At 70.1% G+C, this 12,999-nt stretch carries 9 protein-coding genes and 1 tRNA gene; 3 read left to right on the top strand and 7 right to left on the bottom strand.

The features are described from left to right. Position 1 precedes the first annotated feature (1 nt). Positions 2–370 (bottom strand): hypothetical protein, encoded by a 369-nt coding sequence (locus ACWD26_RS10130; protein ID WP_451268158.1) that lies wholly within the window; start codon positions 368–370, stop codon positions 2–4. 394 nt (positions 371–764) lie between these two features. On the opposite strand from ACWD26_RS10130, the gene ACWD26_RS10135 reads away from it, so the two are divergent. Then, positions 765–2,135: a glycoside hydrolase family 43 protein gene (locus ACWD26_RS10135; protein ID WP_451268160.1), complete on the top strand. Its 1,371-nt coding sequence runs from the start codon at positions 765–767 to the stop codon at positions 2,133–2,135. Between the two features lie 116 nt (positions 2,136–2,251). Here ACWD26_RS10135 and fusA read toward each other — a convergent pair whose 3' ends face one another. Together fusA and ACWD26_RS10145 are read right to left on the bottom strand one after the other, a co-directional pair. Next, positions 2,252–4,324: an elongation factor G gene (gene fusA, locus ACWD26_RS10140; protein ID WP_451268162.1), complete on the bottom strand. Its 2,073-nt coding sequence runs from the start codon at positions 4,322–4,324 to the stop codon at positions 2,252–2,254. Positions 4,325–4,609: 285 nt separating this feature from the next. Continuing rightward, a complete protein-coding gene (locus ACWD26_RS10145) occupies positions 4,610–6,076 on the bottom strand; it encodes an MATE family efflux transporter (RefSeq protein WP_451268164.1) in 1,467 nt (488 codons plus the stop codon). 150 nt (positions 6,077–6,226) lie between these two features. Here ACWD26_RS10145 and ACWD26_RS10150 point away from each other — a divergent pair, with 150 nt between their 5' ends. After that, entirely contained in the window at positions 6,227–7,207 is a 981-nt protein-coding gene (locus tag ACWD26_RS10150; RefSeq protein WP_451268166.1) for a phosphotransferase family protein, read from the top strand. A gap of 104 nt (positions 7,208–7,311) precedes the next feature. Here ACWD26_RS10150 and ACWD26_RS10155 read toward each other — a convergent pair. The 4 genes from ACWD26_RS10155 to sucC all read right to left on the bottom strand — a co-directional run bounded on the left by ACWD26_RS10155 (position 7,312) and on the right by sucC (position 11,149). Next, a tRNA-Leu gene (locus ACWD26_RS10155) sits at positions 7,312–7,396 on the bottom strand. A 174-nt stretch (positions 7,397–7,570) separates the two neighbouring features. Then, positions 7,571–9,121 carry an aldehyde dehydrogenase family protein gene (locus tag ACWD26_RS10160; RefSeq protein WP_451268168.1) on the bottom strand — a complete coding sequence of 517 codons (1,551 nt, stop codon included), beginning with the start codon at positions 9,119–9,121 and terminating at the stop codon, positions 7,571–7,573. A 1-nt stretch (position 9,122) separates the two neighbouring features. Next, positions 9,123–10,007 (bottom strand): succinate--CoA ligase subunit alpha, encoded by an 885-nt coding sequence (sucD, locus tag ACWD26_RS10165; RefSeq protein ID WP_451268170.1) that lies wholly within the window; start codon positions 10,005–10,007, stop codon positions 9,123–9,125. A gap of 11 nt (positions 10,008–10,018) precedes the next feature. Next, the gene (gene sucC / locus ACWD26_RS10170; RefSeq protein WP_451268172.1) at positions 10,019–11,149 is read right to left on the bottom strand and encodes an ADP-forming succinate--CoA ligase subunit beta; all 1,131 of its coding nucleotides are present in this window, start codon (positions 11,147–11,149) and stop codon (positions 10,019–10,021) included. 155 nt (positions 11,150–11,304) lie between these two features. Here sucC and ACWD26_RS10175 point away from each other — a divergent pair, with 155 nt between their 5' ends. Further along, positions 11,305–12,990 (top strand): thiamine pyrophosphate-binding protein, encoded by a 1,686-nt coding sequence (locus ACWD26_RS10175; RefSeq protein WP_451268174.1) that lies wholly within the window; start codon positions 11,305–11,307, stop codon positions 12,988–12,990. Positions 12,991–12,999: the final 9 nt, after the last annotated feature.

A 12,999-nucleotide genomic window follows, 5' to 3' on the forward strand; every position in this document is an offset into this window, starting at 1 on the left:
ACTACGGACGGAGGACGATCGAGTTGATGGGCGTGAGGTTGCGGTAGAACGCGTGCCCCGCCGGAATGGTCTCGATGCAGTCGCCACCGTTGTACTGCTTGCACAGGTCCGCGAGGGCGCCGTCGTACTGGTTGTTGTAGACCCAGTGGTACCCGACCTGGTTGCTCAGGTTGTGGGCCTTGTAGCTGTAGTACACGTTGGTCGGGTGCGGGTTGTCGCGCGGTTCGACGCCCTGGCCGTAGATGCAGACCGCGCCGTACGGGCAGCCGTCCCAGGTGTCGGCCGGCTTGGCCTCGGCCGAGCCGCTGAGCGCCACCACCGCGGCCACGGACGTCAGGAACGCGGCGGCGCCGCGGAACATGTTGCGCATGTTTCCCCCTTGCTGGTTCTCACTGTTGCCGGGTCTCACTGTCGCCGGGTCTCCCTGGCCGTTGACTCCGAAGCCAGGATCGCCATCTCGCGTACCGGGATCGACGGGTTTCCTGTTGCCCTCCGGGAGTGCGGGTGGGAAACACGATGTGACCAGGGGCGTTTCGGGACGGGAGGCAACCCCGAGGGGTGGTCCACCAGGGCGCGGGGAGAGGCACAGCAACGCCACAGGGACCCCCAAGCGGAATCACCCTTCGCAGAAACCCCTGCGTGATCCATTGACGTGCACATACCCCCCTCCTATCTTCTGACCGAAGATCCGCACGATGTACGACATGCCGAACAAAACAACATCCTCACGCCTCAGGGCAGTTCACGCAGAAATGGGACGAGCGTTGAACAGAACCCTCAGGGCGGTCCTCGCCCTCCTCACCTCGGTGGCCGCCCTCCTGGGGCTCACCACCGCCTTCGCCGGCCCGGCTGGAGCCGCCCATCCGCCGGCGGGACAGGCGACGCGGTACACCATGACGGCGTTCACCAACAGCAGCGAGTCGAACATGTACGTCTACGACTCGCCGGACGCCACCGGGTTCACCCTGCGGAAGGGCCCGGCGTACACCCCGCCCTCCGGCCTGATCCGCGACCCCAGCATCTTCAAGCACACGGACGGCTACTACTACCTGACGTACACCACCCGCACCTGGTCGGCGCTGTCCACCACCATCGGCTTCGCCCGCTCCACCGACCGCCTCAACTGGACCTTCCTGTACGACTACACGGTCCCGATCAGCGGGCTGCAGCGCGCCTGGGCGCCGGAGTGGTTCGTCGACACCAACGGCAGCGTCAACATCATCCTGTCGGCGTCCGTAGCGGCCGACGGTGAGTGGATCTTCAAGCCGTACAAGCTGACGGCGACGAACTCCTCCCTCACCGCCTGGTCCGCGCCGACCGTGCTGTCCGGGATCAGCCCGAACTACATCGACACCTTCATCGTCAAGGTCGGCTCCACGTACCACGCGTTCACCAAGAACGAGACGACGAAGTACATCGAGTACGCCACCGCCTCCAGCCTGACCGGTCCGTACACCTTCCAGAAGACGGGCAACTGGGCGGGCTTCGGGTCCGGCATGGAGGGCCCGGCGCTCGTCCAGCTCGACAACGGCGGCTGGCGGATCTACTACGACGCCTACGGCGCCGGGCAGTACTGGTACAGCGACAGCTACGACAACTTCGCCACCTGGTCGACCCCGACCCAGCTCCCGGGCCTCACCGGCTTCGTCCGCCACCTGACCGTCCTGAAGGAGACCGTGTCCGGCGGCGTCACCCTGCCGACCAACACCACCCGGTCCCTGCAGTCCGTCAACTACCCGGGCCGCTACGCCGTGGTCCGCTCCGACAGCCTCGGCTACGTCGACCCGGTGACGTCCTCCAGCACGACCGCCGTCAAGCAGAGCGCGACCTTCACGATCGTGCCCGGCCTCGCCGACGCCAACTGCTACTCCTTCCGCGACTCCTCGGGCCGCTATCTCCGCCACTGGGACTACCGGATCCGCTTCGCCTCGGACGACGGCACGACCGTCTTCGACAAGGACGCCACGTACTGCGCCCGTCCGGGCACGACCTCCGGCTCCGTCCGCCTGGAGTCGTACAACTACCCGGGCCGCTACATCCGCCACTACAACTACGAACTCCGCGTGGACGTGTACCAGGCCACGGACGCCTTCCGCGCCGACAGCTCCTTCACCGCGGTGAGCCCCTGGGCCTAGCCGCACCATGCGAAGCCCCCGCGCCCCTGTTCTTCAGGGGCGCGGGGAATCGCGCGAGAAGCCCCACCGGACCCGCACCCGAAAATGCTCCGAAGCGGGGGCGAGAACTCCCCCGGTCACCGACCGTTGGTCACCGCACCCGGCGCCGGGGCGTACCCCGCGGGCCGCGTGGTGAACGTCCCGCGCCCCTGCGTGCGGCTGCGCAGACGCGTCGCGTACCCGAACAACTCCGCCAGCGGCACGGTCGCGCTGATCACCACCGAGCCCGCCCGGGGCACGGAGTCCGAGACCCGGCCCCGGCGCGCCGCGAGGTCACCGAGCACCCCACCCACGGCGTCCGAGGGCACCGTGACGGTGACGTCGGCGACGGGCTCAAGGAGACCCATCACCCCGCTCCGCAGCGCTTCCCGCAGCGCGAGCCGCCCGGCCGTGCGGAACGCCATCTCCGAGGAGTCCTTGGAGTGGGTCGCCCCGTCGGTCAGCGTGACGCTCAGCCCGGTCACCGGGTGACCGCCGAGCGGCCCCTCGGCGAGGGCGTCACGACAGCCGGCCTCGACCGCGCGGACGTACTCCTGCGGCACCCGGCCACCGACGACGGTGGACCGGAAGACGAACCCGGTGGGAGCGGCACCGTCGCCGGTCGCCTCCAAGGGCGCCACGTCGAGGACGACATGGGCGAACTGCCCCGCCCCGCCGTCCTGTTTGACGTGCCGGAAGACCAGCCCGGACACCCCACGCACGACCGTCTCGCGATACGCCACCCGAGGCCTCCCGACGGCGACCTCCAGGCCCTGGGTCCGCCGGATCTTCTCCACCGCCACCTCCAGATGCAGTTCGCCCATGCCGGACAGCACGGTCTGGCCCGTCTCGGGGTCGGTCCGTACGACCAGCGACGGGTCCTCCTCGGCCAGCCGCGCCAGGGCCGTCGCCAGCCGGTCGGTGTCGGTGCTCCTGCGTGCCTCGACAGCCACCGACACCACGGGGTCGGCGACGGACGGGGGTTCGAGGAGCAGCGGCGCGGCAGGAGCGCACAGGGTGGTGCCCGCGCGGGCGGACTTCAGTCCGACCACCGCGACGATGTCCCCGGCCACCGCCCGGTCCAGTTCGGCATGCCGGTCGGCCTGGACCCGCAGGATCCGACCGATCCGCTCGGTGCGCCGCGTGCCCGCGTCCAGCACGGTGTCCCCCTTCCGGATCGTTCCCGAGTACAGCCGCAGGTAGGTCAGTCGTCCCGTGGCCGTGGCGCTCACCTTGAACGCCAGGGCCGCGACCGGCGCCCGGTCGTCGGCGGCCCGCTCCTGTTCCGTACCGTCGTGCGAGCCGCGTACGGCCGGTACGTCCAGCGGTGACGGCAGATACGCCACGACCGCGTCGAGCAACGGTTCGATGCCCCGGTTGCGGTAGGCGGAGCCACACAGGACGACCACGCCCTCACCGGTGCGGGTCAGGTCGCGCAGGGCGGAGGCGAGGGTCCGCGCGGAGAGCGTGGACTCGGCGCAGAACTCCTCCAGCGCCAGGGGATGCAGTTCCGCCACCGTCTCCTCCAGCCGCCGTCGGCGTCGCTCCGCCTCGTCCCGCAGGGCGTCCGGCACCGGTCCATCCTCGGCCGCGTCGCCGCCGTCCGCCCAGACCAGCGCCCGCATGCGCAGCAGATCGACGACTCCGGTGAACCCGTCCTCCGTGCCGATCGGCAACTGCACCACCAGCGGCGCCGGATGAAGCCGCTGCCGGATGGACTCGACGGCCGTGTCGAGGTCGGCGCCCGCGCGGTCGAGCTTGTTGACGAAGGCGATCCTCGGTACGCCGTGCCGGTCGGCCTGCCGCCACACCGACTCGCTCTGCGGCTCTACGCCCGCGACCGCGTCGAACACGGCGATCGCGCCGTCGAGCACCCTGAGCGAGCGCTCCACCTCGTCGGCGAAGTCGACGTGGCCCGGTGTGTCGATCAGGTTGATCCGGTGGCCGTCCCAGGCGCAGCTCACCGCCGCCGCGAAGATCGTGATCCCGCGATCGCGCTCCTGCGGGTCGAAGTCGGTGACGGTCGTGCCGTCGTGGACCTCACCCCGCTTGTGCGTGGTCCCGGTGGCGTACAGGAACCGCTCGGTGACGGTGGTCTTGCCGGCGTCGACGTGGGCGAGGATGCCCAGGTTGCGGACGGTGGTCAGCGGGTTGTGGACGGTGCTGCGCATGGCCCGTGGCCTTTCAGCTGAGCTGTTTCAGGGCAGCGCGATTCCCGTGCGGTGGCGAGGGCCGGGGGCGACGAGGGCATGGCGAGGACGGAGGTGTCCCTCCGTCACAGGCGCGTGGGACTCGGCGTCAGGCGTGCGTCGTCACGGGCATCCGGTACCGGCCGCGCAGCGGGCACCGGACGGACGAGGACACGAGGATCACCTCGTACAGGGAACGGGGAACGACGACAGCGGTGCGGTCACACACGGCCGGGCTCCCCTCTCTCGTCACTTGGTGGGGCGAGTCTAGGAAGAGCGGTGGGACGGGCGCACCGCATTTTCGGCACCACGTGCGCAGTGCGACCCAGTCGACAGCGTCGGCTGAGCCGTAGCGCTCGGCGTACGCCGGTCGGCGCGGTGCAACAGCAGCAGCGCGCTCGCCGCGGCGGCGAACTCGCCGGCGGAGAGGCCGAACCAGACGCCGTGCGTGCCCCAGACCAGGCCGAACACAACAACGAGGGGCGCCTTCAGCAGGATCAGGGAGCCGATGGTCAGGAGGTAGGCGGGCAGCGGGCGCCCCAGGGCCTGGAAATAGGCCGCGGTCAGCGGGGCGATACCGATGACGATCCCGCCGACAGCGATGACGCACAGCGCGAACCTGGCCTCCTCGGCGGCTCCGCCGCCGCTGACGAAGACACCGACGAGCGGTTCGGCGAGCACCGTCAGCAGGATCGCTGTGGCCGCGCCGTAGACGAGCGAGGCCCGCAGCGCGAGCGCCCGCGTGCGCGCCACTCGGGCGTCCAGGCCGCGCCCGGCGTTGTAGCTGACGATGGGCTGCAGCCCTTGTCCCATGCCTGTGTGCGGCATCACGGCGAAGGTCTGCAGGCGGGAGCAGACGACGTACGCGGTCAGCGCTACCGCTCCCCCGGTCACCGCGAGGGTGCCATTGACCAGCACGGCGAGCACGGTGAGGCCGATGTTGGCCAGGAAGGACGGCAGCCCGATGCCGACCAGTGTGCGCAGGGTCGCGGTGTGGGGGCGCAGGTCGGCGAGGCGGACGCGGTACGGCCGCTCGCGCCGCAGGAAGAAGAACCACCAGCTCATCACGGTGGATACGGCCTGTCCGCCGACGGTGCCCAGGGCGGCTCCGCTCACCCCGAGGTCGAGGACGAAGATCAGCAGCGGGTCGAGGATGATCTGCACCACGAGGGCGCCGATCCACATCCGGGTGGAGAACCCGATCCGGCCCTCGGCGCGCACCAGGCTGGAGAACCCGGTGAAGGACAGTGACCCGCACAGCAGGATCACCGCGTACTGCCGGGCGTACTCGTGCAGTGGGCCGCGCGCGCCGAGCACGTCGAGGAGCGGGTCGATGAAGACCAGCCCGGCCACGGTGGTGGCGGCGGCGGTGACCCAGAACAGCGTGAAGGCGTTGCCCGCCGCGCGGGCGGCCGCGCGTTCGTCGCCCGCGCCCAGCGCGCGGGAGACCAGCATCGCGCCGCCGGCGCCCACGGTGGTGGACACGGCTCCGAGCAGAAGCACCAGCGGGGCGACGAGGTTGACCGCGGCCATCGCCTGATCGCCGACCCCGTGGCTGACGAACCAGGCGTTCGTCAGGGCGTAGAAACCGAACATGCCGACGGACGCGACGGTCTGGACGCAGTTCTCCCACAGCAGCCTGCCCACCGGGCGGGTCGCCATACGGCCCGCGGCATCCTCGGCCGCGGCCGGCGCGGCCTCCAGCGTTTGCGAGCGCTTCGAGGGGCTCTTCACGCCCAGCAGGAAACCACGCGCCTGATCGGTTCAACCACCGTGCGGATCACCGCGGATCTTCCCTGACCACGTTGATTCCCCTCGCGGAAGACCCGGGTGCGGAACTCCGTCCTGGTGCTACCGTCCGATCATGCTTCGGGCGGAGGATTGATGGAGAGCATCACCAAGAACCGGCAGCCCGTTGAGGCGCTTCGCACCATGGTCGCCCGCGCCTACGGCCCGCAGGAGGTGTGCGACGCGGGTGAGGACTGGGTCAGCGAACTGAGCGACGGCTGGTTCAACGTGGCCTACCGGATCCGGCTGCGCTCCGGCGCGCGAGTCGTCCTCAAGGTCGCGCCGCCACCGGATGTCGAGGTCATGACCTACGAGCGGGGCGCCATGGCCACCGAACTGGCGGCGCTGCGGCTGATCCGGCAGCACACGAAGGTTCCCGTGCCGGAGGTCGACTTCGCCGATCAGAGCCATGAGGTGTGCGACGCCGACTACTTCTTCATGACGTACATAGATGCGGACAACCTCCACGTCATCAGGGACACCCTGACCGGAGCGGAGATCGACGCGTACGACGAGGCGCTCGGCGCGATCACCCGCGAGCTCAACACCATCCCCGGTGCCGCCTTCGGCCCGCTGGCCGGGCCGGGCGAGAGCACGTGGCGCGCGGCCTTCGTGCGGATGGTCGAGGAGGTGCTGGGCGACGGCGAGCGACGCGGCGTCGATCTGCCCCACGGCTACGACACGATCCGCGAAGTCGTGGCCGCCCACGCCGATTCGCTGGACGAGGTGACCGAGCCCCGGTTCGTCGAGTGGGACCTGTGGCCGGGCAACTGCATGGTGCGTGACGGCCGGATCGCGGCGATCGTCGACCACGAGCGCGCGTTCTACGGTGATCCGCTGATGGAATTCGGCTTCACCGGGAGTGAGTCGGGCGCGTTCGGGGACGCCACGGCCTTCATCCGCGGCTACGGCCACCGGCCGTTCACCACCGCCGAGCGGACCCGCCGACGGCTGTACAACCTTCACCTCGCGCTGATCCAGATCATCGAGACGGACTTCCGGGCACACGCCGGCACCGAGCAGTACGACTGGGCGTGCGAGCACCTGCGGGAGACGATGGTCCTGTTGGGCGAGTAACCCGATGATCCCGTTCACGACGAAAAACCGGCGAGTCAGAAGACTCAGCCGGTGATTCGTCAGCGCTTCGGGCGATCTCGCGAATGCCCCGCTATGTTGCAATGTGTCCGAGGGGGGACTTGAACCCCCACGCCCGATAAAGGGCACTAGCACCTCAAGCTAGCGCGTCTGCCATTCCGCCACCCGGACTAGGTGTCTGTCGCCTTGCCAGGGGTGTTCCCCGCGGCGACATGGACAACAATACCAAGGTTTCGGGGTGCCCTTCACCTGCATATCCGGGCCTCGGGCGGGGCCGTGCGGGCCTCGACGGGCAGGTCCGCACGGCCTCACCGGGGGTGATCGGAGGGTCACGATCCGGCCAGGTCAGGCCAGGGACGGCATGAGGTGGTACTCGGGGAAGTTCCCCGGCAGCCGCTCCCCCGCCGGGCCGCGGGTGACCGCCTTGACGAGCAGTTCCCCGCCGACGAAGGCGCCCCGCCAGGACGCGCCGAAGCCGCCGAAGAGCTCCTCGCGGTCGCCGCGTGAGCGGGGCTTCCCGTGGCCGACCTTGAACGCCCGGATCTGGGGTGCCAGCCGCTCGTACGTCGCCCGGTCGTCGGTGGACAGGGTGGCGACGAGCGCGCCGTTCGAGGCGTTCATGGCGGCGAGCAGTTCGGCTTCGGTGTCGACCAGGACGATCGTGTCGACCGGCCCGAAGGGTTCCGCGTGGTGGAGCGGGGAGGACGGTGGCGGGTTCAGGAGGGTGACGGGCTGGACGTACGCGCCGGTGTCCTGGCCCGGCAGGAAGCGCGCGTCGGAGAGCCTGCCCCGGTGCAGGGGGACGGCGCCCCGGTCGACGGCCTCGGCGACCTGGTCGGTCAGCTCCTTGGCCTTGGCGGCGTTGATGACGGGCCCGAAGTCCAGCCGCGGGTACGGATCGTCGGGGTGCTCCACGGCCAGCGGGTGGCCGACCCTGAGGGTGCGCACGGCCGGGAGGTACGCCGCCAGGAACTCGTCGAACAGCTCACGCTGGACGACGAAGCGCGGGTACGCCGTACAGCGCTGTTTGCCGTAGTCGAAGAGCTTGGGGATGACGGCGGTCAGGGCGTCCCAGTCGGTGTGGTGCCAGATGCCCCAGGTGTTGAGCCCCTCCTGTTCCAGTACGTGGCGTTTGCCGAGGTCGGCGACGGCCGTGGCGACCGCGGCACCGGTGTCTCGGCCGCCGACGAAGGAGACGCAGCCGATCTCGGGGGCTCGCACGAGCGCCTCCGACAGCTCCCCTCCGCTGCCGCTGACGAGGGTGACGGGGATGCCTTCGCGCGCGGCGAGCGCACTGGCCAGGGTGAGGCAGGCGACGCCGCCGTCGGTCGGGGCCTTGGCGATGACCGCGTTGCCCGCGAGCGCCTGGACCAGCATCGCGTGGACGAGCACGCTCATCGGGTAGTTCCAGCTGGCGATGTTGGAGACGGGGCCGTCGAGCGGGACGCGCCCCTCGATCATGGGCTCGATGCCGTCGACGTACCAGCGGACGCCGTCGATGGCCCGGTCCACGTCGGCCCGGGCGAGCCGCCAGGGCTTGCCGATCTCCCAGACCAGGAGCAGGGCGAGCAGTTCGCGGTGCTGGGTGAGGGCGTCGAGGGTGGCGGCGACCCGGGCGCGGCGTTCGTCGAGGGGGACGTGCCGCCAGGCGCGGTGCTGGTCGAGGGAGGCCCGTACCGCCTGGTGCGCGGTGGCGCCGTCCAGGCGGGGCGGGCCCGCGACGGGGCTGCCGTCGACGGGGCTGGTGGCGGGAAGGGCCCGGCCGTCGGCCTGCCAGGAGCGGTTCCAGAGGTTGAGGACGCGGTCGTCCCGGAAGGCCTCGGGGGCGACGGCGAGACAGCGCTGCCAGGCGTCGGTCCAGGCGGTGCCGGATTTGAGGGTGAGGGTGGATGCCATGTCACGCACTGCCTTCCAGGGCTGCCAGCACCAGCCGGGCCGTTTCGGTGGGGGTGCTCCCGACCCGGACTCCGACCGCTTCCAGCGCCTCCTTCTTGGCCTGCGCCGTACCGGAGGAGCCGGAGACGATGGCGCCCGCGTGTCCCATCGCCCTGCCCTCGGGCGCGGTGAACCCGGCGATGTAGCCGACGACGGGCTTGGTGACGTGGTCGCGGACGTACGCGGCTGCCCGTTCCTCGGCGTCGCCGCCGATCTCGCCGATGAGGACGATCAGTTCGGTGTCCGGGTCGTCCTGGAAGGCGGCCAGGCAGTCGATGTGGGTGGTGCCGACGACGGGGTCGCCGCCGATGCCGACACATGTGGAGAAGCCGATGTCCCGCAACTCGTACATGAGTTGGTAGGTGAGGGTGCCGGACTTGGAGACCAGGCCGATGCGGCCCGGCTTGGTGATGTCGGCGGGGATGATGCCCGCGTTGGACTGACCGGGGGTGATCAGCCCGGGGCAGTTGGGGCCGAGGATCCGGGTGCCCTTCGATTCTGCGTACGCGGTGAAGGCGACGGAGTCGTGGACGGGGATGCCCTCGGTGATGACGACGGCCAGACCGATACCGGCGTCGGCGGCCTCGACGACGGCCGCCTTGGCGAAGGCGGGCGGGACGAAGACGACGCTGACGTCGGCGCCGGTGACCTCGATGCCCTCGGCGACCGAGCCGAAGACGGGGACGACCCGCTCGTCGAAGTCGACCGTCCGGCCCGCCTTGCGGGGGTTGACGCCGCCGACGACGTTCGTGCCGGCCGCGAGCATGCGGCGGGTGTGCTTCATGCCCTCGCCGCCGGTCATGCCCTGGACGAGGACCTTGCTCTCCTTGGTGAGGTAGATGGCCATGTCCGGGCTCCTCAGATCGCGTGGGCGAGGTCGGCGGCGCGGCGCGCGGCGCCGTCCATGGTGGTGGCCTGGTGGACCAGGGGGTGGTCGCGGTCGTCGAGGATGGCCCGGCCGCGTGCGGCGTTGTTGCCGTCGAGGCGGACGACCAGCGGTTTGGTCAACTGGACGCTGTCCAGGGCCCGCACGATGCCGCTCGCGACCGCGTCGCAGGCGGTGATCCCGCCGAAGACGTTGACGAGGACGGATTTCACGGCCGGGTCGGAGAGGATGACGGAGAGGCCGTCGGCCATGATCTGGGCGGAGGCGCCGCCGCCGATGTCGAGGAAGTTGGCGGGGCGGGCGCCGCAGCCCGCGACCACGTCGAGGGTCGACATGACGAGTCCTGCGCCGTTGCCGATGACGCCGACCTCGCCGTCCAGTTTCACGTAGTTGAGGCCTTTGGCGGCGGCCGCCGACTCCAGCGGGTCGTCGTGCGCGAAGTCCTCGTCGCCCAGGCGCGTCTGCCGGAAGCCCGCGTTGTCGTCCAGGGTGACCTTGCCGTCGAGGGCCAGGATCCGGCCCTGTGCGGTACGGACGAGGGGGTTCACCTCGACGAGGAGGGCGTCCTCGCGGGTCAGCACCTCCCAGAGCCGCATGAGGACGTCGACGGTCTGCGGGGGCAGACCGGCCGCCTCGGCGATCTCGGACGCCTTCGCCGAGGTGACGCCCTCGGTGGGATCGATGGGGATGCGGGCCACGGCCTCGGGCCTGGTGGCCGCCACCTCCTCGATCTCCATGCCACCCTCGGCCGAGGCGATGGCGAGGAAGCGGCCGGCGGCGCGGTCGAGGACGTAGGAGACGTAGAACTCGCTCTCGATGGCTACCGGTTCGGCGATCATCACCTTGCCGACGCTGTGGCCCTTGATGTTCATGCCGAGGATCTGTCGTGCCGTCAGTTCGGTGGCGGCGGGGTCCGCGGCGAGCTTCACCCCACCCGCCTTGCCGCGTCCTCCGGTCTTCACCTGTGCCTTGACGACGACGCGTCCGCCCAGCCTGCGGGCGATCTCGCGGGCCGCCTTGGGCGAGTCCGTGACCTCGGCCCGTGGCACCGGGATGCCGTGTTCCTCGAAGAGTTCCCTTGCCTGGTGCTCGAAAAGGTCCATTCCGGCTCCTGACTCAAAAGTGCCGCACGCCCCCTGGACACCACCCACCGGATGCGGGATAACAAGCTTCATACAGTATTCGTCGACTGTATGCAATCAACCGCGAGAGCGTTCCAACCCCTACGAAGACGCCTACGAAGGGACAGGACTTCGCCATGCCCGACGGCAACAGCCAGGACCTCATTTCCGGTGGTCATCTCGTCGCGAAGGCACTCAAAGCGGAGGGTGTGGAGGTCATCTACACCCTGTGCGGCGGCCACATCATCGACATCTACGACGGCTGCGTCGACGAAGGCATCGAGGTCGTCGACGTACGCCACGAGCAGGTCGCCGCCCACGCCGCCGACGGCTACGCCCGGATCACCGGCAAGCCCGGCTGCGCGGTCGTCACCGCCGGCCCCGGTACGACCGACGCCGTGACCGGTGTCGCCAACGCCTTCCGCGCGGAGTCCCCGATGCTCCTGATCGGCGGCCAGGGCGCGCACACCCAGCACAAGATGGGGTCCCTCCAGGATCTGCCGCACGTCGACATGATGACGCCCATCACCAAGTTCGCGGCGACCGTCCCGGACACCGCCCGCGCCGCCGACATGGTGTCGATGGCGTTCCGCGAGTGCTACCACGGCGCCCCCGGCCCCTCCTTCCTGGAGATCCCGCGCGACGTCCTCGACGCCAAGGTCCCCGTGGAGAAGGCACGCGTACCGAAGGCGGGCGCCTACCGTGCCTCGACCCGCTCGGCCGGCGACCCGGAAGCCGTCGAGAAGCTCGCCGACCTGCTCGTGCACGCCGAGAAGCCCGCGATCCTGCTGGGCAGCCAGGTGTGGACCACACGCGGCACCGAGTCCGCCATCGAACTGGTGCGCACGCTCAACATCCCGGCCTACATGAACGGCGCCGGCCGCGGCACCCTGCCCCCCGGCGACCCGCACCACTTCCAGCTCTCCCGCCGGTACGCCTTCTCCAACGCCGACGTCATCGTCATCGTCGGTACGCCCTTCGACTTCCGCATGGGCTACGGCAAGCGGCTGTCGCAGGACGCGACCGTCGTGCAGATCGACCTCGACTACCGGACCGTCGGCAAGAACCGCGACATCGACCTCGGGATCGTCGGCGACGCCGGACTGATCCTGAAGTCGGTGACCGAGGCGGCCTCCGGGCGCCTCAACGGGGGCGCGTCGAAGCGCAAGGAGTGGCTCGACGAACTGCGCGCCGCCGAGCAGACCGCCATCGAGAAGCGGCTGCCCAGCCTGAAGTCCGACGCCTCGCCGATCCACCCGTACCGGCTGGTCAGTGAGATCAACGACTTCCTCACCGAGGACTCCCTCTACATCGGCGACGGCGGCGACATCGTCACCTTCTCCGGCCAGGTCGTGCAGCCCAAGTCACCCGGGCACTGGATGGACCCGGGCCCCCTCGGCACGCTCGGCGTCGGCGTCCCCTTCGTGCTGGCCGCCAAGCAGGCGCGACCCGACAAGGAAGTCGTGGCCCTCTTCGGCGACGGCGCGTTCTCCCTCACCGGCTGGGACTTCGAGACCCTCGTCCGCTACAACCTCCCCTTCGTCGGGATCATCGGCAACAACTCCTCCATGAACCAGATCCGCTACGGCCAGAAGGCCAAGTACGGCGAGGAACGCGAGCGGATCGGCAACACCCTCGGCGACGTCCACTACGACAAGTTCGCCCAGATGCTGGGCGGTTACGGCGAGGAGGTCCGCGACCCCGCCGACATCGGCCCCGCGCTGCGGCGCGCCCGTGAGTCGGGCAAGCCGTCGCTCATCAACGTCTGGGTCGACCCGGACGCGTACGCCCCCGGAACCATGAACCAGACGATGTACAAGTGAGGTGACCTC

The sequence above is a fragment of the Streptomyces sp. NPDC002787 genome (genome assembly GCF_053592095.1).